Source organism: Streptomyces sp. NPDC102462 (assembly GCF_044765425.1).
Lineage (GTDB): Bacteria > Actinomycetota > Actinomycetes > Streptomycetales > Streptomycetaceae > Streptomyces.
The window spans coordinates 17,354-38,349 of record NZ_JBIWKB010000050.1 but is presented as its reverse complement, the minus strand read 5'-3'; the positions used below and the strand labels follow the sequence as shown (position 1 = coordinate 38,349).

Sequence of the window (20,996 nt, the reverse complement as noted above, 5' to 3'; positions counted from 1 at the left end):
CACCCCGTACGGCGGGACTACTGGCCCAGGCCGGGGTAGAGCGGGTGCTTGGCGGCCAGCGCCCGCACCCGTGCCGTCAGGGCGGACGCGTCGTACGACGGCTTCAGCGCCTCGGCGATGACGTCCGCGACCTCGGCGAAGTCCGCGGCCGAGAAACCGCGGGTCGCGAGCGCGGGCGTACCGATGCGCAGGCCCGATGTGACCATCGGCGGGCGCGGGTCGTTCGGGACGGCGTTGCGGTTGACGGTGATGCCGACCTCGTGCAGCCGGTCCTCGGCCTGCTGCCCGTCCAGCTCGGAGGCGCGCAGGTCCACCAGGACCAGATGCACATCGGTGCCGCCGGACAGCACGCTCACACCGGCCTCGCGGACGTCCGGCGCGGTCAGCCGCTCGGCGAGGATCCGGGCGCCCTCCACCGTACGGCGCTGGCGTTCCGCGAACTCCTCGGAGGCGGCGATCTTGAACGAGACCGCCTTGGCGGCGATCACATGCTCCAGGGGGCCGCCCTGGAAGCCGGGGAACACGGACGAGTTCAGCTTCTTCGCGAAGTCCTTCTTCGCGAGGATGATGCCGCCGCGCGGGCCGCCCAGCGTCTTGTGGGTGGTGGAGGTGACGACGTCGGCGTACTCCACCGGGTTGGGGTGCAGACCGGCGGCGACCAGACCCGCGAAGTGGGCCATGTCGACCCACAGGTACGCCTCCACCTCGTCGGCGATCCGGCGGAACTCCGCGAAGTCCAGCTGCCGCGGGTAGGCCGACCAGCCCGCGATGATCACCTTCGGGCGGTGCTCCTTGGCCAGCCGCTCGACCTCGGCCATGTCGACGAGACCGGCCTCGTCGACATGGTAGGCGACCACGTCGAACTGCTTGCCGGAGAAGTTCAGCCGCATGCCGTGGGTCAGGTGGCCGCCGTGCGCCAGGTCCAGACCGAGGATGGTGTCGCCGGGCCGGGCCAGCGCGAACAGCGCGGCCTGGTTGGCGGAGGCGCCCGAGTGGGGCTGCACGTTGGCGTACTCGGCGCCGAACAGCTCCTTGACCCGGTCGATGGCGATCTGCTCGGTCACGTCGACGTGCTCGCAGCCGCCGTAGTAGCGGCGGCCCGGGTAGCCCTCGGCGTACTTGTTGGTGAGGACCGAGCCCTGCGCCTCCATGACCGCGACCGGCGCGAAGTTCTCGGAGGCGATCATCTCCAGGGTGGACTGCTGGCGGTGCAGCTCGGCGTCGACCGCGGCGGCCACGTCCGGGTCCAGCTCGTGCAGCGGGGTGTTCATCAGCGACATGTGGTCATCGACTCCTCAGCCGGCGGTGAAGGCGACGTACTCGTCGGCCGAGAGCAGGTCGGACGGCTCCTCGGCGACGCGCACCCTGAACAGCCAACCGCCCTCGAAGGGGGCCGAGTTGACCAGCGACGGATCGTCCACGACGTCCTCGTTGACGGCGGTGACCTCACCGGTCACGGGGGAGTACAGGTCGGACACCGACTTGGTCGACTCCAGCTCACCGCAGGACTCGCCCGCGGTCACCGTGGAGCCGACCTCCGGGAGCTGGGCGTAGACGACATCGCCGAGCGCGTTGGCCGCGAACTCCGTGATGCCGACCGTCGAGACGCCGTCCTCGGCGGCCGACAGCCACTCGTGCTCCTTGCTGTAGCGCAGCTGCTGGGGGTTGCTCATGACCTGAATTCTCCTGTACGCGAGACAGTGCTGATGACGGGGGGAGGGCGGAAGGCGCAGGTGAGCGGGGTGGTGTGCCCGGCATCACAGCGGGCCGGGGCCGCTGGGCGCCCTGCGGGTTCAGTCTCTACTTCTGCCGCCGGTAGAAGGGCAGCGCCACGACCTCGTACGGCTCATGGGTGCCCCGGATGTCCACGCCGACGCCCGCCGTGCCGGGCGCCGCGTGCGCCGCGTCGACGTACGCCATCGCGATGGGCCGGCCCAGCGTGGGGGAGGGGGCCCCGGAGGTCACCTCGCCGATCACCGCGCCGCCCGCGACGACCGGGTACCCGGCACGCGGCACCCGGCGGCCCTCGGCGACCAGGCCGACCAGCACGCGCGGCGGGTTCTGCTCAGCGCGCGCGGACGCCGCCAGCAGCGCCTCGCGCCCGACGAAGTCGCCCTCCTTCTCGAACTTCACCACCCGGCCGAGCCCGGCGTCGAAGGGGGTGAGCGAGGTCGACAGCTCGTGGCCGTACAGCGGCATGCCCGCCTCCAGGCGCAGCGTGTCCCGGCAGGACAGGCCGCACGGCACCAGGCCGACGCCCTCGCCCGCCTTGGTCAGCGCCTGCCACAGCTGCACGGCGTGCTCCGGCTTCACGAACAGCTCGAAGCCGTCCTCGCCGGTGTAGCCGGTACGGGCGATCAGCGCGGGCACCCCGGCGACGGTGCCGGGCAGGCCCGCGTAGTACTTCAGACCCGCCAGATCGGCGTCCGTGAGGGAGGCCAGGATGCCCGGGGACTCGGGGCCCTGGACGGCGATCAGCGCGTAGGCGTCGCGGTCGTCGCGTACCTGCGCGTCGAAGCCGGCGCCGCGCTCCACCAGCGCGTCGAGCACCACCTGGGCGTTGGCGGCGTTCGCGACGACCAGGAACTCCTGCTCGGCGAGCCGGTAGACGATCAGGTCGTCCAGGATGCCGCCGTCGGACCGGCAGATCATGGTGTAGCGGGCGCGGCCGACACCGACCGAGGCGATGTTCCCGACCAGGGCGAAGTTCAGCAGGGCCGCGGCCCCGGGCCCGGTCACCCCGATCTCCCCCATGTGGGAGAGGTCGAAGAGGCCGGCCCTCGTGCGTACGGCCGTGTGCTCGTCACGCTCGGAGCCGTAGCGCAGCGGCATGTCCCAGCCGGCGAAGTCGGTCATCGTCGCACCGAGCGAGCGGTGCAGCGCGTCCAGCGCGGTGTGCCGCAGCGTTGAGTGTTCGGTACTGCTCATCGGACGGATGTCTCCCAGGGCGTGGGGAAGGCGAGGTGGATCCTCCCCATCTGTCATCGGAACCTGAGAGGTTCGCCCTGACCACCCGCGTGGTCACGGCTTGCACCTTGGGTGGAGCCACTGGACAGCGGCCCGCTTTTCAGATGTGCCTCGCCCGCGCGGTAACGGGGCCTGAGAGATTCAAGGGAGGGACTTGCTCCTTCGGCGTCCCAGCAGGGCTGCTGGGAACTCTCCCGCGCGGATTCAAGCGGCCGGTATGCAGTTGGCGGGCTCATCATTGCACGCATCGCCGCCGCACGGCAGGCCGGATCCGTGACCGGGCTGTGGCAGAACGCGCACGACACCGTGAGACACCACGCATTACCTTCTCTTTACACTCGACGGGGATGGGGATGTCCGGACCCAAGGGGAGGACGATCACGGTGAACAGGACCACGGCGTACGCCACGACCACGGGCCTCGCACTACCCGGCCAGCCGGGTGCCCCCGCCGCCGAGCGCTGCGCGGACCGCCCGGCGGCCCCGGTGGTCCGCGACCTGCGCGAGCGGGCCGGCCGCAGCCCCTACGCGCTCGTCTTCGGCCGCCACGACCTGGCCGTGGTCACCGGCCTGCCCGGCAGCGGCAAGTCGACCCTGATGGACCGCGCGGTTGACGGCATCCGCATCGACTCCCAGGACACCCGGGACCGCTGGGACGCCCGCGTCCCGCGCCTGCTGCCCTACGCGCTGTACCGCCCGCTGGTACGCCTCGCCCACTACGCCGCGCTGCGCCGCGCCCTGCGCACCGGCGAGGGCGTCGTGGTGCACGACTGCGGCACCCAGTCCTGGGTGCGCGGCTGGCTGGCCCGCGAGGCCCGCCGCCGCGGCGGCACCCTGCACCTGATCCTCCTCGACGTGCCGCCCACGACCGCGCTCGACGGGCAGCGCGAACGCGGCCGGGGCGTCTCCCGCCACGCCTTCCTGCGCCACCGCAGATCGGCGGCCCGGCTGCTGCGCGCGGTCGAACGGGGGGAACTGCCCGGGGGCTGCGGCTCCGCGGTGCTCCTGGACCGGGACGCGGCAGACGTGCTGCACGGGATCGGCTTCGCACGGTGAAGGGTCGGCACCGCCACCCGTTAGCCTTTTCAGCCACAGCAGCGGTTCCCAGCAGGCGGTAGGCAGATGGACTTCCCGGCACAGGCGCACCCCCACCCGCACGGCGGATGGCCCGGCAACGAGCTGGAGGAGGTGCTTTCGGCCTCGCTCGGCGTCCCGTCGGCCGGCGGCCGGATCATCGAAGTCCTCGGGCGCAGCTTCCTGTGGATCCCGCTGCCGAGCGGCGGCGGCCCGCACAGCGGCCCCCTCGACCTGCCCACCGTGGACATCGACGGTCAGGTCCATGTGCCGGTCTTCACCTCGGAGGAGCAGTTCCGCCAGGTCGTCGGCTCCCACATGTCGTACACCATCGCACCCGCCGTGGAGTTCGCCCGCGGGCTGCCCCCGCAGGTCGGCATCGCGGTCAACCCGGGCGGTGTGGTCGGCGCCCCGCTCCCGCCGGACGCGGTGGCCGAACTGTGCCGGGCCGGGCGCACCGAGCTGGACGGACCGGCGGGCGGCGGCCGGGTCCGGCTGTTCGAACCCGACTGGCAGGACGACCCGGTCGACTTCCTGTCCGCCGCCTCCGCCGAGTTCGCCGCGATCGGCGTGGTCCGCACGGCCCGTCGGTGCCTCGCGGCCATCGAGACGGCGGATCCGGTGCTGTTCGTGGGGGTCGAACTCACCCAGTGGGAGGGCGATCTGCGTGCGCTGCCGCTGGAGGCGCTGGGGCAGGCTCTCGCGGAGGTTCCGGTGCGGTGGCCGGTCAACCTGGTCCTGCTCGATGTCGCGGAGGATCCGGTGGGGGAGTGGCTCAGGACGAATGTGCGGCCGTTCTACGAACGGTAGCGCTCCGCTGGGTGGGCCGTTTTCTACGCGGTCGTTTCGTCTGCGGCTTCGTTGTGGCTGGTCGCTCCCCCAAGTTCTCGGCTTCGCTCGAACAGGGGGACCCCCATCGCGGCGGAGCCGCATGGTGATACAGCCTCGCGCCCCTGTGGGGCGCTGCCGGGATGTGGGGTTGATGGGCACGGTCGGGTGGGGGTGGGGCGCTTAAGCTGTGTGGCGAATGCGGGGTACTCGAAGAAGAGGCGGTAAGTCAGGTGAGCGCGAGCCTCAGCGGCAGCGTCGAGCACACGCTGCGCCAGGTCACGCCCGGGCGCTACGACGCCTACGAGGCGCTGCTGCGCGCGCTTGCGACCCCCGGCTCCGGCCAGGTCTGGATGCTGCTGTGGCACGGTCAGTCCGGCTCCCCCGACGCCCAGTACGGGAACATGGAGATCGACGGCCACGGCTACGTCCCCTGCGTCACCTCCGCCCAGGAACTCTCCGCCAGTGGCTGGAACCGTTCGTACGAGGTGGTCGACGGAGTCGATGTCGCCCGCACCCTCTACCCCGACCACTACGGGCTCTGGCTCAACCCGCACGCGCCGGGCGGCGGCGTCGGCGTGCCCTGGCTCGATCTGCGGCGCATCGCCACGGGCCTGGACCGCCAGCCGGCCGGCCCGCTCAGACTGTCGGAACCCGGCATCGAGATCCCGCAGTTCTACGCCCTGCTCGCGCAGAACGCCCACCGCACCACGGCCGTACGCTCGTTGCGCCGGGCCTGGGTGCAGCCCGCCCTCGGGTCGCCGTACCTCGCCATCGGCCTTGACGTGTACGACACTTCGCCGTCCGCGGTGGACTCGGTGCGCGCGATGATGCAGCAGTCGATGGGCGCCGTCCCGGAGGGCCTGCCGGTCGCGACCGTCGCGATGACCGATGAGTACGACCCGGTCGTCATGTGGATGCGGGCCGCCGCCCGCCCCTTCTACGACCGTGAGGCGCATGCCGCCCAACCGCCCGCACCGGCCGCCGGGTACGGCTATCCGCCGGTCCAGGGCAGGTACTGACGCGATGCCGTCGCGGGCGGGCGGTGAGCCGGGTGACGGAGTGACAGCAGCGGGTCTTCGCGTGTAGAGCGCGCCGGAACGTCCCACTCCGTCCCGTTGGTCCAACTCCTCCACGTCCGAACCCCGTTACCCACTGTCCGGATAACGGAACCCTCCAGACAGCATCACGTTTACGCATCCATTCGCCGTCAAGTCTGGCAGCAGATCGCCCAAGCATTGAAGACTCCCGCAGCAGGGGCCTGTCGCCCCTTTGTACGACGGACTGATCATGCCGCCACAGCGGCAAGTGCGGGCCGGCTACCGCCGGTTGAGAGGGGTCCCTGCCAGATGACGGCACCATTGCACGAGCCGACCGCGGAAGCGGCCCCGAGCCCGGCCGAGGAAGCGGCGGTAGTCAGCGCCGGCGCCAAGGCCGTCCAGGGACGCTCTTTGGGGCGGATCGCCTGGGAACGCCTCAAGCGGGACAAGCTCGCCCTCACGGGCGGCATCGTGGTCCTCGCGCTCATCGTGATCGCCCTGCTCGCGCCGGTGATCACGAGTCTCGTCGGGCAGGACCCCGACGTCTACCACGAGGACCTGATCGACCCGCTGTTCGGCACTCCCACCGGCTCACTGGGGGGCATCAGCGGGGACCACCTGCTGGGCGTAGAGCCGGTCAACGGCCGCGACATCTTCGCGCGCATCCTCTACGGCGCCCGTATCTCGCTGCTGGTCGGCTTCCTGTCCGCGGTCGTGGCCGTGATCCTGGGCACCGTCCTCGGCATCCTCGCGGGCTTCTTCGGCGGCTGGGTCGACTCCGTCATCAGCCGGGTCATGGACGGCCTGCTGGCCTTCCCGCAGCTGCTCTTCATCATCGCCCTCGTCTCCGTCATGCCGAGCGACATGCTGGGGCTGACCGGTACGAGCGTGCGCGTGTTCGTGATGATCCTGGTCATCGGCTTCTTCGGCTGGCCCTACATCGGACGCGTGGTGCGCGGCCAGACGCTGTCCCTGCGTGAGCGGGAGTACGTCGAGGCCGCCCGATCGCTGGGCGCCGGGCGGCTGTACATCCTGTTCAAGGAACTGCTGCCCAACCTGGTCGCGCCGATCATCGTCTACACGACGATGATGATCCCCACCAACATCCTCACCGAGGCGGCACTCAGCTTCCTGGGCGTGGGCGTCAAGCCGCCCACGGCCTCCTGGGGGCAGATGCTTTCGAGCGCGATCGACTACTACGACTCGGACCCCATGTACATGGTGGTCCCGGGCGTGGCGATCTTCATCACCGTTCTTGCCTTCAACCTCTTCGGCGACGGCGTGCGCGACGCGCTTGACCCGAAGGGCTCCCGCTGAACTGCCGTACCCCAAGCGACCCGTGGCTCATTCACGGGATCTCTCATCAAATCCATCCGGAGGATCCGAGATCGTGACTACCCAACGCACCTCAGGGCGGCGCAAGCAGGCCATGGCCGCTGCCGCCGTGGTCGCCGCGCTGCTGACCACGGCAGCGTGCGGCGGCGGCGACGACAGTGGCGACAAGGGCTCGAAGAACGGCGCCGCGGGCTTCGACGCCGCGAACAACAAGGTCGCCCAGGCCTCGCTGGCCAAGAAGGGTGGCACGCTGAAGTTCGGCGGTGCCCAGGACGCCGACTCGTGGGACACCACCCGCGGCTACTACGGCTTCATGTGGAACTTCTCGCGCTACTACAGCCGTCAGCTCGTCACGAACAAGCCGGCCCCCGGCAAGGACGGCGCCTCCGTGGCACCGGACCTCGCCACCAGTGTCGCCAAGGTCAGCGACGACGGCAAGACCTACACGTACACCCTGCGCGACGGCATCACGTGGGAAGACGGCAAGCCGATCACCTCGAAGGACGTCAAGTACGGCATCGAGCGGGTGTGGGCACAGGACGTGCTCTCCGGCGGTCCGACGTACCTGAAGGAGGTGCTCGACCCCAAGGGTGAGTACCAGGGCCCGTACAAGGACAAGTCCGCGGACAAGCTCGGCCTGAAGGCGATCGAGACGCCCGACGACAAGACCATCGTCTTCCACCTGCCGAAGGCCAACTCGGACTTCGAGGAGATGCTGGCCCTGACCTCGGCCTCCCCGGTCCGCCAGGACAAGGACACCAAGTCCAAGTACCAGCTGCACCCGTTCTCCTCGGGCCCGTACAAGTTCGAGTCCTACAACCCGGGCAAGGACCTCACGCTGGTCCGCAACACCGAGTGGAAGCAGTCCTCGGACCCGGTCCGCAAGGCGTACCCGGACAAGATCACGGTCAAGTTCTTCACCAACGCCAACGAGCTCGACCAGCGCCTGATCAACGGTGACCTGGACCTGGACATCAACCAGACCGGTATGTCCCCGCAGGGCCGCACCACCGCCCTGAAGCAGCACAAGGGCAACCTGGACAACCCGGTCTCCGGCTACATCCGTTACGCGGTCTTCCCGCAGAGCGTGAAGCCGTTCGACAACATCCACTGCCGCAAGGCCGTCATCTACGGCGCCGACCACGTGTCGCTGCAGACCGCCCGCGGCGGCCCGCTCGCCGGTGGTGACATCGGCACCAACATGCTGCCCCCGGCGGTGCCCGGCTCCGAGGGCCAGAGCTACGACCCGTACGAGCTGGCCGGCGCCAACAAGAGCGGCAACGCCGCCAAGGCCAAGGAAGAGCTGAAGGCCTGCGGCAAGCCGAGCGGCTTCAAGACCACCATCGCCGTCCGCAACAACAAGCCGGTCGAGGTGGCCACCGCTCAGTCCATGCAGGCGTCGCTGAAGAAGGTCGGCATCGACGTCGAGATCGACCAGTACGACGGTTCGCAGACCACCGGCATCATCGGCAGCCCCTCGAACGTGAAGAAGAAGGGCTACGGCATCATCATCATGGGCTGGGGCCCGGACTTCCCGTCCGTCCAGGGCTACGGTCTGCCGCTGTGGAACAGCAACTACATCCTGGAGAGCGGTAACAACAACTACGCTCTGATCAAGGACAAGGCGATCGACGGCCTGTTCGACGACTACGTCGACACGCTGGACGACGCGGGCAAGGCCAAGATCGCCACGGAGATCAACCACAAGGTCATGGAGGGCGGCTACTACCTGCCCTTCGTGTTCGAGAAGTTCATCAACTGGCGCTCCAGCAACCTGGCGAACGTCTACACGTCCGACGGCTACAGCGGCATGTACGACTTCGTCAACCTCGGTCTGAAGAACCCGAAGTAACCCGGCACACCCGCCGTACGGCACGAAAGGCAGGTGAAGGCCGGCGACGCGTGATCGCGGGCCACCGGAGGTCCCCCACCGCCCACAAGGCGTGGGAAAGCCCCACCGGTGGCCCGCGGCCCGCGGCGGGCCGAGAGCTGTGCTCGCTTACCTCATCAGGCGGTTGTTCGCCGCCGCAGTGATGCTCGTGGTCATCATCCTGGTGGTCTTCGGCATCTTCTTCCTCGTCCCCAAGTGGGCGGGCGTCGACATCGCCACGAGCTTCGTGGGCAAGCAGGCCGATCCCGCGGCCGTCGAGGCCGTACGGGTGAAGCTGGGCCTGAACGACCCGATCTACTCCCAGGTCTGGGAGTTCTTCAAGGGCATCTTCGCGGGCCGCACCTACGCGGCCGGCGGTGACGTCACCCACTGCGCCGCGCCGTGCTTCGGCTACTCCTTCCGTACCGAGCAGGCCATCTGGCCGGTGCTCACCGACCGCTTCCCGGTGACCCTGGGTCTCGCGCTCGGTGCCGCCGTGCTGTGGCTGGTCGTCGGTGTCGCGGCGGGTGTCCTCTCCGCGCTCAAGCGGGGCAGCATCTGGGACCGCGGCGCGATGGTCATCGCTCTGTCCGGTGTCTCGCTCCCCATCTACTTCACGGGCATGATCGCGCTGTCGGTCTTCGCCTTCGGCCTGAAGTGGTTCAAGGCCGAGTACGTGCCCCTCAGCCAGAGCTTCGGCGGCTGGTTCGGCGGCATGATCCTTCCGTGGATCACCCTCGCCTTCCTCTACGCGGCGATGTACGCCCGGATCACCCGGGCCACCATGCTGGAGATCCTCGGCGAGGACTACATCCGCACCGCCCGCGCCAAGGGCCTGCGGGAGCAGACCGTCATCGGCAAGCACGCCATGCGCTCCACGATGACGCCGATCCTGACCATGCTCGGCATGGACCTCGGGGCCCTCATCGGCGGCGCGGTTCTCACCGAGAGCACGTTCAACCTGCCCGGCCTCGGCCGGGAGGTGCTGACCGCGATCAAGACCCAGGACCTGCCCATCATCCTGGGCGTCGTCCTGATCACCTCGCTCGCCGTGCTCATCGCCAACCTGGTCGTGGACATCCTCTACGCCGTGATCGACCCCCGAGTGAGGCTCGCATGACCGACCTCAGCAAGAGCGGAGCGGCCGTGGGCGAGCCCACCGCCGCCTCGCCCAGCACCGCCTTCCTGGAAGTACGCGACCTGAAGGTGCACTTCCCGACCGACGACGGCCTGGTCAAGTCCGTCGACGGGCTCAGCTTCAAGCTGGAGAAGGGCAAGACCCTCGGGATCGTGGGCGAGTCGGGCTCCGGCAAGTCGGTGACCTCGCTCGGCATCATGGGCCTGCACACGGCCGGCCAGTACGGCAAGCGCAAGGCGCAGATCTCCGGCGAGATCTGGCTGGACGGCACCGAGCTGCTGTCCGCCGACCCCGACCACGTCCGCAAGCTGCGCGGCCGGCAGATGGCGATGATCTTCCAGGACCCGCTGTCCGCGCTGCACCCGTACTACACGATCGGCCAGCAGATCGTGGAGGCGTACCGGATCCACCACGACGTCGACAAGAAGACCGCCAAGCGGCGTGCGGTCGAGATGCTCGACCGGGTGGGCATCCCGCAGCCCGACAAGCGGGTCGACAGCTACCCGCACGAGTTCTCCGGCGGTATGCGCCAGCGCGCGATGATCGCGATGTCGCTGGTCAACAACCCCGAGCTGCTGATTGCGGACGAGCCGACCACCGCCCTGGACGTGACGGTCCAGGCACAGATCCTGGACCTGATCCGGGACCTGCAGAAGGAGTTCGGCTCCGCGGTCGTCATCATCACCCACGACCTGGGCGTCGTCGCCGAACTGGCCGACGACATCCTGGTGATGTACGGCGGCCGCTGCATCGAGCGGGGCCCGGCGGACAAGGTCTTCTACGAGCCCCGCCACCCCTACACCTGGGGCCTGCTGGGCTCGATGCCGCGCCTCGACCGCGAGCAGCAGGAGCGGCTGATCCCGGTCAAGGGCTCCCCGCCCTCCCTGATCAACGTCCCGTCCGGCTGCGCCTTCAACCCGCGCTGCCCGTACGCCGACGTGCCGAAGGACAACGTCACCCGCACGGTCCGCCCCGAGCTGACCGAGGTCGGCAGCCGGCACTGGGCCGCCTGCCATATGTCGCAGGAGCAGCGGGAGCGGATCTGGACCGAAGAGATTGCGCCGAAGCTGTGAGTGAGAACGCAGAGGACAACGCAGTGAGCATCCCTGCACAGAGCGACGACGCTGACAGCGCCGGGGCGCGGACCGCGGGGACGGCCACCCTGGACAAGGGCGCCGCACCCGGCGAGGTCCTGCTCAAGGTGACCGGGCTGCAGAAGCACTTCCCGATCAAGAAGGGCCTGCTGCAGCGGCAGGTCGGTTCGGTGCGGGCGGTCGACGGCCTCGACTTCGAGGTGCGCTCCGGTGAAACCCTCGGCGTGGTGGGGGAGTCGGGCTGCGGCAAGTCCACGATGGGCCGGCTGATCACCCGGCTGCTCGAACCGACCGCCGGGAAGGTGGAGTTCGAGGGGAAGGACATCACGCACCTCGGCGTCGGCGGCATGCGTCCGCTGCGCCGCGACGTGCAGATGATCTTCCAGGACCCGTACTCGTCGCTGAACCCGCGTCACACCATCGGCACCATCATCGGCGCTCCCTTCAAGCTCCAGGGTGTGACGCCCGAGGGCGGCATCAAGAAGGAAGTGCAGCGGCTGCTGTCGGTCGTGGGCCTCAACCCCGAGCACTACAACCGCTATCCGCACGAGTTCTCCGGCGGTCAGCGCCAGCGCATCGGCATCGCCCGCGCGCTCGCGCTCAACCCGAAACTGGTCGTGGCGGACGAGCCGGTGTCGGCCCTCGACGTGTCGATCCAGGCGCAGGTCGTGAACCTCCTCGACGACCTCCAGCAGGAGCTGGGCCTGACGTATGTGATCATCGCGCACGACCTCTCGGTCGTCCGGCACGTCTCGGACCGGATCGCGGTGATGTACCTCGGCAAGATCGTGGAGCTGGCCGACCGCGACTTGCTGTACAAGGCGCCGATGCACCCGTACACCAAGGCGCTGATGTCGGCCGTGCCGATCCCGGACCCGAAGCGCAGGAACGCCAAGAGCGAGCGCATCCTGCTCAAGGGCGACGTGCCCTCGCCGATCGCCCCGCCGAGCGGCTGCCGCTTCCACACCCGCTGCTGGAAGGCCACGGAGATCTGCCGCACGACCGAACCGCAGCTCCTGGAGCTGCGGCCCGGTCAGCGTGTCGCCTGCCACCACCCGGAGAACTTCGCCGACCAGGCGCCGCAGGACACCGTCCTGCTGTCCGCGGCGAAGGAGGCCGGGGAACTCGTCCCGGACGCGATCCTGGAGGAGTCGGCGGAGACGTCGGCCGCGGTCGCGGCGGCGGTCTCGGACCAGGACGCGGACGCGCCCGCCGAGGAGTCCGCGCAGGCATCTGCCGGGGCTTCTGCGGACAAGACCTCGGACAAGGGCGCCGACAAGGACTCCGAGGAGACCGCGGACAAGGGCGCCGAGAAGGGCGCCGCGGTGACCGCGAAGGCGACCGTGGCGGAGCCCGCCGAGGCGGACGCGGAGCCGGCGGAGGCGTCCGCGTCGGGCGCGGGGGACTCCGAGGCGGACGCCCCCGAGGGCGAGTCCCGGGAGACCTCCGGCGACGAGCCCCAGGAGGCCGCCCGTGACGCCGCCGGTGAGGCGGCGGCGGACGAGACGCCGCGGTCGAAGGACGCCTAGGGACACCTGGCGGGGCGGCCGGCCGAGGCCGCCGCAGGACCGGACGGGAGGGTGCGCGGGGCGCGCCCTCCCGTCCGGCGCGTGCGGGGACGGTCCCGCGCCCGACCGCGCCGGACCCGCGTTCCACCCCGGGTGAGAATGTCCGGGTGTTCCAGCAACTCTTCGGCCCGTCCGTCCAGCACACCCTCGACCTCGTCGGCATCTTCGTCTTCGCGATCTCGGGTGCGCTGCTGGCCGTGCGCAAGAACTTCGACGTCTTCGGCATCGCCGTGCTCGCCGAGGTCACCGCGCTCGGCGGCGGGCTGTTCCGCGACCTGGTCATCGGCGCCGTGCCGCCGGCCGCGTTCACGGACCTCGGGTACTTCAGCACGCCGCTGCTCGCCGCCCTGCTGGTGATCTTCCTGCACCCCCAGGTGGAGCGCATCCAGGTCGCGGTCAACGTCTTCGACGCGGCGGGCCTCGGCCTGTTCTGCGTGGCGGGGACGACGAAGGCGTACGCCTACGGGCTCGGCCTGACCGCGTCGGCGGCGCTGGGCCTGGCCACCGCGGTCGGCGGCGGCGTCCTGCGGGACGTGCTCGCCAACGAGGTCCCCTCCCTGCTGCGCTGGGACCGCGATCTGTACGCGGTCCCGGCGATCGTCGGCGCCGCCTTGGTCGCGCTGTGCCTGCGCTACGGCGCGCTCAATCCGTTCACCAGCGGGCTGGCGGCGCTCACCGCCTTCGTCCTGCGGCTGCTGGCGATGCGTTTCCACTGGCGAGCGCCGCGTGCCTGGAACCGGCGGTCGACGGTGACGGAGGAGTAGCGTCACCGATCCGGCTCTGGCCCATCTGCACGGTCAGCCAGCGGAACACGGCCGGCACCTGGGGCCGCCACAGCGCCAGGGTGTGCCCGCCCGCGCTGCGCGGCAGGAACACCACGTGCACCGTCGTCGGCGCCCTGGCCACCGACGCCAGGGCCACGCCGGCCTGGTAGCCGTCGCCGGACTCGCCGGAGACGTAGAGCGCGATCCTGGGCGGCATGGGGGCCTTCTTCAGCAGCAGATAGGGGTTGTTGCGGGCGCGTACGGCCGGGTTCTGCGCCGTCAGCGAGTTCCGCTCGCCGATCGGGTCGTTGTAGCCGGACAGGCTCACCGCGGCCCGGTAGCGGTCGGGGTGGGCCACGGCCAGCTTGACCGCGCAGTGCGCGCCCGCCGAGTACCCGGCGACCGCCCAGCCGGCCGGCCCGGGCTCCGCGCGGAAGTTGTCCGTGACCATCTTGGGCACGTCGATGCTCAGCCAGCTGTCGGCGTTCACCGTGCCGGGGATGTTCGCGCAGCCCGTGTCCACCCCGGCCAGCAGGTTGGTGCGGGGCGCCACCAGGATGAACGGCGCGACGTGGCCGCTCTCCATCAGCGGCAGCAGCTGCTCGTGCGCCTTCAGCGAGCCGAACCACGCCTTCGCCGAGCCGGGGTAGCCGGGCAGCAGTTCCACCACGGGGAACTTCCGGTGCCGGTAGGCGGGTTGGCCGTACTGCGGCGGGAGCCAGACATAGACCTCCGCGTTCACCCCGGACACCCGGCCCCTGAGCTGGGTCACGCGGACCCCGCCGGCCGCGCGCATGCCGGGTCCTTCGGCCGCCTGGAACGCCTGCCTCACCTTGGGCAGCCGCTGGAGCGCAAGCCCGCCGGTGCCGTCCCGGCCGAGGTCGGCGGCCTGCTGCACATGGTTGCCGGTGCCGAGCAGGTCGGACCAGTTGTCGTACAGGTTGTTGGAGTTGTTGACCAGGACGAAGACCAGGGTCACGGCGGTGCCCTGGGCGAACAGCAGCATCAGCATCCGGGCGACGACGCGCAGGGCCTTCGGCCCCCGTATCCGCGACCACAGGACGAGCGGCAGGACGAGGGCGACGACGCAGAGCACGAAGGTCGTGTAGAGGAAAGCTGTCCCGGTGAGGCTCATGCCCCCATAGAGGGGAAAGACCGGCGCGGGGTTACGGACGTGTCCGGACACTTACCGAGAAATTGCCGGAACCTCACTCGGCGGACGGATGGTCATGTGATCAGATCGGGAGCCCAAAAGCTACCGCTTAGTAGTTTTCCGTTGTACCGTTCACCCATGCCAGAACAAGCCACCGCGGCGGACCGGCGGGCCATGCCCGGCGACAGCGAGTTCGACCGCGACACCGCCGTCGCCCGGCGCGAGCCCGGCGTCTACGACATCGACCTGCACGCCGGCTGGACGATCGCCAACGCGGTCAACGGCGGCTATCTGCTGGCCGTTCTCGGCCGGGCCCTCGCGGACGCCCTTCCGCATCCCGACCCGTTCACGGTCTCGGCACACTACCTGACCGCCTCCCGGCCCGGCCCCGCCGTCGTCCGCACCGAGACCGTGCGCACCGGCCGCACCCTCTCCACCGGCCAGGCATCCCTCTACCAGCGCGACGAACACGGCGAGGAGGTCGAACGCATCCGCGTCCTCGCCTCCTACGGCGACCTCGACGCGCTCCCGGACGACGTCCGTACGACGGCGACGCCGCCCGCGCTGCCGCCCATGGACCAGTGCTTCGGCCCCAAGGACGGCCCGAACCCGGTGGACGTCGGCTCGGCCATCACCGACCGGCTGACGCTGAAGCTCGACCCCGCCACTCTCGGCTGGGCGCTCGGCGCACCCTCGGGCAAGGGGGAGATGCGCTCCTGGTTCGCCCTCGCGGACGGCCGGGACGCCGACCCCCTCGCGCTGCTGCTCGCCGTCGACTCCCTGCCGCCCACCGCCTTCGAACTCGGCCTGTCCGGCTGGGTCCCCACGGTCGAACTGACCGTGCATGTGCGGCACCGTCCGGCGCCCGGCCCGCTGCGGGTGTCGATCACCACCCGCAATCTGGCCGGCGGCTTCCTGGAGGAGGACGCCGAGGTCTGGGACGGCGCGGACCGGCTGGTCGCCCAGTCCCGGCAGCTGGCCCGGGTCAGGCTCGACTGAGCGGCCCGCGCCCCGGTCGGGCCGCCAACCGGCCGCAGGCGTCGGCCCCTTCGGGCGCCGCGACGGCGGTGTCGAAGGGGGGTGCCGGCGCCCCACGGCCGGGACCCCGGCGGCACACGCCGGGCGTTCACGAGCGCGAACTCGGCGAAATCCGGGGCGAGTCCACGCGCCTGCCCAAGGGCCTCGGCGAGATCCCGGGTGTGCGTCACGATCTCCATCATCTAGCCGGCGAGCGCGGCCCGGAACCTCGCCCACGGCACCCGCACCGCGCCCTCGCCGGCCACCGTGTTGCGCCGGGTGCCGCCGACGTGAGAAACGACACGGGAGCGGCTGTTCGGGGGTGCGGCCCGCCGGGGAGGCCGGGGCCGAGGGGCGGTCAGGTCAGCCAGTGCTGGCGGCCGATGCCGATCAGCCGCAGGCGGCGGGTCGCGACCCGGGTGACGCGTGCGCGTTCCGCCTCCGACGCGTCCGGCGCCTCCATGGCCTCAAGGAACAGCGAGGCCGTGCTGATCATCTGGTCGACGTAGAGGTGGGCCAGCATCAGCAGATCGTCGTCGTCCCAGCCCGCGGCCTCCGGATCCTTGGCCAGCTCCGCCTTCACCTCCTCCGCGAACCGCGCCAGTTGCTCCCGGATGGCCTCGCGCACCGGCTGCACCCCGCCGTGCCGCTCCCGGGCGAGGAAGCGGATGTGGGCGGGGTGCGTCCGCACATGACCGGAGATCAACTCGACGGCACGGGCGATGCGTTCGTCGCCGTCGGCCGTGGAGACCGTCGTGCGCACCATCGGGTGCAGGCTGCCCAGTGCCTCGTCGACCAGGGCCACGCCGAGGTCCGCGACGGAGTGGAAGTGCCGGTAGAAGGCGGTCGGCGCGATCCCGACGGCACGGGTGACCTCGCGCAGGCCCAGGCTGCTCAGGCTCTGCTCCTCCAGCAGCGCCAACGCCGCGTCCAGGAGCGCCTGCCGGGTCTTCTGCTTCTGGGCCTGCCGGACGCCGAGGGTGTGACTCATGTCATCCAGTTAACAACTGTTCTCCGGAATTGGGAAGGCATCCGGCGCGCTAGGGTGGGTAGTCAGTGAACAGCTGTAGCCACAACCGTTCACCGAAACCTTACGAGCGCATCTCGGAAGGGGATCGCATCCCATGCTGTTCATCGTCGCCGCGCTCCTGCTGCTGGGCGTCCTGATGGGCACCGTCGCCCACGCGCCGCTGCCCCTCAGCGCCGTCGCCGGCGCCGTCATCGCCGTCTGGCTCGGTGTCTTCGCCCTCCGCGAGCGCCACGCCCGGCGCCGCGGCCCGTCGGCCGACTGACCCCGACGCACCGCACCCCCACCGTCCACCCCCACCGTCACCGCTGAACCAGCCGACCGTCGGGAGCTGACCACCATGCACCTCACCGCACCGGCAACCCGCCGTCCCGCCACCCGGGACGCCGACGGCATGGCCGTCGCGTCCTTCATCCTGGGCCTGCTCGGCCTCCTCGTCCTCAACCTCGTCCTCGGCCCCATCGCCATCGCGCTGGCCGGCGTCGCCCTGTGGCGCGGCACCACCCGCCCCGGCCGCGCCGTCCTCGGCCTCACCCTGGGCATCGCCGACCTGCTGGTCCTGGTGGCCTTCATGCAGGCCGACCGCACGGTCTCCTGGAGCTTCTGAGCCGACCGGCCGCCGCCGCGCGCGGGCACGGCCCCGGCCGGACGGGGCGAGCGGCCGGGGACGGGCCGCACCCGCCGCGCCGACTGGCCGAGAGCAGCCCCACACCCCCCGTGGCCGCCGGAGCAGGCGCCGTAGAATCGGCCTCACCATGGCTTACCTCGACCACGCCGCGACCACCCCGATGCTCCCGCAGGCGGCGGAGACACTGACCGCCCACCTGAGCGTCACCGGCAACGCGTCCTCGCTGCACGCCTCCGGCCGGCAGGCCCGCCGTACGGTCGAGGAGTCCCGGGAAACCCTCGCGGAGGCGCTGGGCGCCCGCCCCAGCGAGGTCGTCTTCACCTCCGGGGGCACCGAGGCCGACAACCTCGCCGTCAAGGGCCTGTACTGGGCCCGCCGTGCCGCCGACCCGGCCCGCACCCGCGTCCTGTCCAGCCCCGTGGAGCACCACGCGGTCCTCGACGCCGTCCACTGGCTCGGCGAACACGAGGGCGCCACCGTCGAGTACCTGCCCGTCGACCGGTACGGCCGCGTCCACCCGGACGCCCTGCGCGAGGCCATCGCCCGCAACCCCGACGACGTCGCCCTGGCCACGGTCATGTGGGCCAACAACGAGATCGGCACCGTCCTGCCGGTCCGTGAACTGGCCGAGACGGCGGGCGAGTTCGGCGTCCCGCTGCACGCCGACGCGGTGCAGGCGTTCGGTCAGGTTCCGGTCGACTTCGCCGCGTCAGGGCTCGCCGCGCTGACCGTCTCCGGTCACAAGATCGGCGGCCCGTACGGCATCGGGGCCCTGCTCCTCGGCCGTGAGTACACCCCCGTACCCGTCCTGCACGGCGGCGGCCAGGAGCGGCACGTCCGCTCCGGCACCCTCGACGTCCCTGCCATCGCCTCCTTCGCCGTCGCCGGCCGGGTGGCGGCCGCCCAGCGGGACTCGTTCGCCCGTGAGATCGGCGCCCTGCGCGACGAACTCGTCGCCGCCGTGCGGTCGGCGGTGCCGGACGCGATCCTCGGCGGCGACCCCGTGCACCGTCTGCCGGCCAACGCCCACTTCACGTTCCCCGGCTGCGAGGGCGACTCGCTGCTGCTCCTGCTGGACGCCCAGGGCATCGAGTGCTCCACCGGCTCCGCCTGCACCGCGGGCGTCGCCCAGCCCAGCCATGTCCTGCTGGCCACGGGCACCGACCCGGACCTGGCCCGCGGCACCCTCCGCTTCTCCCTGGGCCACACCTCCACACAGGCCGACGTCGAGGCCGTCGCCAAGGCCATCGGCCCCGCGGTCGAACGAGCCCGCGCAGCCGGCCTCACCTGACACCGCCGACACCGAAGCCCGCTCCGGTCGACCTGGCACCCTCGCCGCTCCAGCCCTGCCGGACGGGCCTGCCCTGCCGTCTCCCGGGCTGCGGCGCGGCCGCGCGGGTCGCGGAAGGGGTCAGGTCGATGACGCGGTCGGCCGCGCGAGGTCGGTCGATGCCTTGCGCACCAGCCGCAGATACCGGTCCCAGTCCCAGTGCCGCCCCGGGTCCGTGTGGTCCGTACCGGGCACCTCCACATGCCCGATGATGTGCCTGCGGTCCACGGCCATGCCGTAGCGGGCGCATATCGCGGCCGTCAGCCGCGCGGAGGCCGCGTACATCTCGTCCGTGAAGGACGAGGCGCGCTCCACGAACCCCTCGTGCTCGATGCCGACGCTGCGCTCGTTGTACTCCCGGTTCCCCGCGTGGAACGCCACGTCCAGCTCGCGCACCAACTGCGTGACCCGGCCGTCCTTGCCGACGATGTAGTGCGAGGCCGCCCCGTGCCCCGGGTCCTGGAAGACCCGCACCGCGCTGCGGTAGCCGCCCTGCGTGACATGGACCACCACCCGGTCGATCCGGTAGTCGGCCGGCCGGTCCGCCCGCCGGTAGTTCGCCGTGGACGCGGCAACCCAGCGCGCGCCCCGGAAGTCCACCGCGCCCGCCACCCGCGGCTTGTCCACCCCCGGAAGCCGCCACCACAGGTGGGACAGCTCCTCACGGGCCAGCACGGCCGTGCCCACCGCCGCCGCCGCGCCGCCCACCAGCAGCGCACGCCTGCCCAACTGCCGGTCCCCGTCCTGTTTCCTGTCCCCCATGTGATCGTCAACGGATACTCGCGCGCCCCGGTTCCCGCGTCCCCGTACTCTGGAGGGGCTATGACTGACACCCCGCAGCGCACCCGTCCCCTCCGTGTCCTCGCCGCCATGTCGGGCGGCGTCGACTCCGCCGTGGCCGCCGCCCGCGCGGCCGAGGCGGGCCATGACGTGACCGGCGTCCATCTCGCGCTCTCCGCGAACCCGCAGTCGTTCCGCACCGGCGCCCGGGGCTGCTGCACCATCGAGGACTCACGCGACGCCCGCCGCGCCGCCGACGTCATCGGCATCCCGTTCTACGTCTGGGACCTCGCCGACCGCTTCCGGGAGGACGTGGTCGAGGACTTCGTCGCCGAGTACGAGGCGGGCCGCACCCCCAACCCGTGCCTGCGCTGCAACGAGAAGATCAAGTTCGCCGCGCTCCTGGACAAGGCGCTGGCGCTGGGCTTCGACGCCGTCTGCACCGGCCACTACGCGAAGGTGGTGACGCTCCCCGACGGCACCCGGGAGCTGCACCGCGCCTCGGACCTGGCCAAGGACCAGTCGTACGTGCTCGGCGTGCTGGACGACCGGCAGCTCGCCCACGCGATGTTCCCGCTGGGCGACACGGTGACCACGAAGGACGAGATCCGCGCCGAGGCCGAGCGGCGTGGGCTCGCCGTCGCCCGGAAGCCCGACTCGCACGACATCTGCTTCATCGCCGACGGCGACACCCAGGGCTTCCTCGCCCGGCGGCTCGGCCGGGCCGAGGGCGACATCGTCGACGAGGCCGGCGCCAAGGTGGGCACCCACGACGGCGCGTACGGCTTCACCATCGGCCAGCGCAAGGGGCTGCGCATCGGCACCCCGGCCCCCGACGGCAAGCCACGCTACGTCCTCGACATCTCGCCGGTGACCAACACCGTGACCGTCGGCCCGGCCGCCGCCCTGGACGTGACCGCGCTGACCGCGATCAAGCCCCGCTGGTGCGGCGCCGCCCCCGAAGGCCCCGGCGGCTACTCCGCGCAGCTGCGCGCGCACGGCGACGAGACCGAGGTGACCGCGGAACTGGTGGACGGCGCCCTGGAGGTGTCGTTCGCGGCACCGGTCCGCGGCGTCGCCCCGGGCCAGGCGATCGTCCTGTACGACGGCACGCGCGTGGTGGGCTCGGCGACCATCGCCTCGACCACGCGCGCGACGGCCGCAGCGGTCTGAGCAGGCGCCCCGAAGGGGCGCGGGGCTGTATCGACATGCGGCTCCGCCGCGCGGGCGCGACTAGCCACGATGCCGCCGCAGCCGACCGACGGCACGGTGCGGCACGGGCCGGTGCTGTCGGCTGGGCGCCGGGGTCAGCGCCCTGTAGGGGCGCGGGGCTGTATCGATTTGCGGCTCCGCCGCGCGGGCGCGACCAGCTACGACGCCGCCG

The 20,996-nt window shown here is 71.2% G+C and carries 20 protein-coding genes and 1 riboswitch; of the genes, 14 read left to right on the top strand and 6 right to left on the bottom strand.

What is annotated here, in order from left to right:
• Positions 1 to 17 precede the first annotated feature (17 nt).
• The 3 genes from glyA to gcvT form a co-directional block, all read right to left on the bottom strand.
• Entirely contained in the window at positions 18 to 1,280 is a 1,263-nt protein-coding gene (gene glyA / locus ACIRFL_RS32655) for a serine hydroxymethyltransferase (RefSeq protein ID WP_404035601.1), read from the bottom strand.
• 15 nt (positions 1,281 to 1,295) lie between these two features.
• Positions 1,296 to 1,673: a glycine cleavage system protein GcvH gene (gcvH, locus tag ACIRFL_RS32650; RefSeq protein WP_404035598.1), complete on the bottom strand. Its 378-nt coding sequence runs from the start codon at positions 1,671 to 1,673 to the stop codon at positions 1,296 to 1,298.
• Between the two features lie 127 nt (positions 1,674 to 1,800).
• Positions 1,801 to 2,928, bottom strand: coding sequence for a glycine cleavage system aminomethyltransferase GcvT (gene gcvT / locus ACIRFL_RS32645; protein WP_404035595.1), 1,128 nt, complete (start codon positions 2,926 to 2,928; stop codon positions 1,801 to 1,803).
• 149 nt (positions 2,929 to 3,077) lie between these two features.
• Positions 3,078 to 3,174, bottom strand: a riboswitch (glycine riboswitch).
• Between the two features lie 170 nt (positions 3,175 to 3,344).
• Here gcvT and ACIRFL_RS32640 point away from each other — a divergent pair.
• The 9 genes from ACIRFL_RS32640 (at position 3,345) to ACIRFL_RS32600 (ending at position 13,677) form a co-directional block, all read left to right on the top strand.
• Positions 3,345 to 4,022 (top strand): AAA family ATPase, encoded by a 678-nt coding sequence (locus ACIRFL_RS32640; RefSeq protein WP_404035682.1) that lies wholly within the window; start codon positions 3,345 to 3,347, stop codon positions 4,020 to 4,022.
• A gap of 66 nt (positions 4,023 to 4,088) precedes the next feature.
• On the top strand, positions 4,089 to 4,850 hold the full coding sequence (locus ACIRFL_RS32635; protein ID WP_404035592.1) for an enhanced serine sensitivity protein SseB: 762 nt from the start codon (positions 4,089 to 4,091) through the stop codon (positions 4,848 to 4,850).
• A 251-nt stretch (positions 4,851 to 5,101) separates the two neighbouring features.
• Complete coding sequence (locus ACIRFL_RS32630) at positions 5,102 to 5,890, top strand: enhanced serine sensitivity protein SseB C-terminal domain-containing protein (RefSeq protein ID WP_404035589.1); 789 nt, start codon at positions 5,102 to 5,104, stop codon at positions 5,888 to 5,890.
• Between the two features lie 327 nt (positions 5,891 to 6,217).
• Positions 6,218 to 7,225, top strand: a complete 1,008-nt coding sequence (locus tag ACIRFL_RS32625) for an ABC transporter permease (RefSeq protein ID WP_404035586.1) — start codon at positions 6,218 to 6,220, stop codon at positions 7,223 to 7,225.
• Between the two features lie 73 nt (positions 7,226 to 7,298).
• On the top strand, positions 7,299 to 9,095 hold the full coding sequence (locus ACIRFL_RS32620) for an ABC transporter substrate-binding protein (RefSeq protein ID WP_404035583.1): 1,797 nt from the start codon (positions 7,299 to 7,301) through the stop codon (positions 9,093 to 9,095).
• Positions 9,096 to 9,234: 139 nt separating this feature from the next.
• Entirely contained in the window at positions 9,235 to 10,233 is a 999-nt protein-coding gene (locus ACIRFL_RS32615) for an ABC transporter permease (protein WP_404035581.1), read from the top strand.
• A complete protein-coding gene (locus ACIRFL_RS32610; protein WP_404035578.1) occupies positions 10,230 to 11,324 on the top strand; it encodes an ABC transporter ATP-binding protein in 1,095 nt (364 codons plus the stop codon). The genes ACIRFL_RS32615 and ACIRFL_RS32610 overlap by 4 nt, the downstream gene beginning before the upstream one ends.
• 23 nt (positions 11,325 to 11,347) lie before the next feature.
• Entirely contained in the window at positions 11,348 to 12,874 is a 1,527-nt protein-coding gene (locus ACIRFL_RS32605; protein WP_404035575.1) for an ABC transporter ATP-binding protein, read from the top strand.
• 146 nt (positions 12,875 to 13,020) lie between these two features.
• A complete protein-coding gene (locus ACIRFL_RS32600) occupies positions 13,021 to 13,677 on the top strand; it encodes a trimeric intracellular cation channel family protein (protein ID WP_404035573.1) in 657 nt (218 codons plus the stop codon).
• Here the strand turns inward: ACIRFL_RS32600 and ACIRFL_RS32595 are convergent.
• Positions 13,586 to 14,812: an alpha/beta hydrolase gene (locus ACIRFL_RS32595; RefSeq protein WP_404035571.1), complete on the bottom strand. Its 1,227-nt coding sequence runs from the start codon at positions 14,810 to 14,812 to the stop codon at positions 13,586 to 13,588. The genes ACIRFL_RS32600 and ACIRFL_RS32595 overlap by 92 nt on opposite strands.
• Positions 14,813 to 14,968: 156 nt before the next feature.
• Between ACIRFL_RS32595 and ACIRFL_RS32590 the strand changes: the two genes are divergently transcribed.
• On the top strand, positions 14,969 to 15,829 hold the full coding sequence (locus ACIRFL_RS32590) for a thioesterase family protein (protein ID WP_404035568.1): 861 nt from the start codon (positions 14,969 to 14,971) through the stop codon (positions 15,827 to 15,829).
• 376 nt (positions 15,830 to 16,205) lie between these two features.
• Here the strand turns inward: ACIRFL_RS32590 and ACIRFL_RS32585 are convergent, their stop codons facing one another.
• Positions 16,206 to 16,838, bottom strand: coding sequence for a TetR family transcriptional regulator (locus tag ACIRFL_RS32585; protein ID WP_404035564.1), 633 nt, complete (start codon positions 16,836 to 16,838; stop codon positions 16,206 to 16,208).
• Between the two features lie 133 nt (positions 16,839 to 16,971).
• Between ACIRFL_RS32585 and ACIRFL_RS32580 the strand changes: the two genes are divergently transcribed.
• The 3 genes from ACIRFL_RS32580 (at position 16,972) to ACIRFL_RS32570 (ending at position 18,793) form a co-directional block, all read left to right on the top strand.
• Positions 16,972 to 17,139 carry a hypothetical protein gene (locus ACIRFL_RS32580; RefSeq protein WP_404035561.1) on the top strand — a complete coding sequence of 56 codons (168 nt, stop codon included), beginning with the start codon at positions 16,972 to 16,974 and terminating at the stop codon, positions 17,137 to 17,139.
• A gap of 75 nt (positions 17,140 to 17,214) precedes the next feature.
• Complete coding sequence (locus tag ACIRFL_RS32575; protein ID WP_404035558.1) at positions 17,215 to 17,481, top strand: DUF4190 domain-containing protein; 267 nt, start codon at positions 17,215 to 17,217, stop codon at positions 17,479 to 17,481.
• Positions 17,482 to 17,629: 148 nt separating this feature from the next.
• Complete coding sequence (locus ACIRFL_RS32570; RefSeq protein ID WP_404035555.1) at positions 17,630 to 18,793, top strand: cysteine desulfurase family protein; 1,164 nt, start codon at positions 17,630 to 17,632, stop codon at positions 18,791 to 18,793.
• 120 nt (positions 18,794 to 18,913) lie between these two features.
• Here the strand turns inward: ACIRFL_RS32570 and ACIRFL_RS32565 are convergent, their stop codons facing one another.
• Positions 18,914 to 19,594 (bottom strand): N-acetylmuramoyl-L-alanine amidase, encoded by a 681-nt coding sequence (locus ACIRFL_RS32565; RefSeq protein ID WP_404035552.1) that lies wholly within the window; start codon positions 19,592 to 19,594, stop codon positions 18,914 to 18,916.
• Positions 19,595 to 19,654: 60 nt separating this feature from the next.
• Between ACIRFL_RS32565 and mnmA the strand changes: the two genes are divergently transcribed.
• Positions 19,655 to 20,785: a tRNA 2-thiouridine(34) synthase MnmA gene (gene mnmA, locus ACIRFL_RS32560; protein WP_404035549.1), complete on the top strand. Its 1,131-nt coding sequence runs from the start codon at positions 19,655 to 19,657 to the stop codon at positions 20,783 to 20,785.
• Positions 20,786 to 20,996 lie beyond the last annotated feature (211 nt).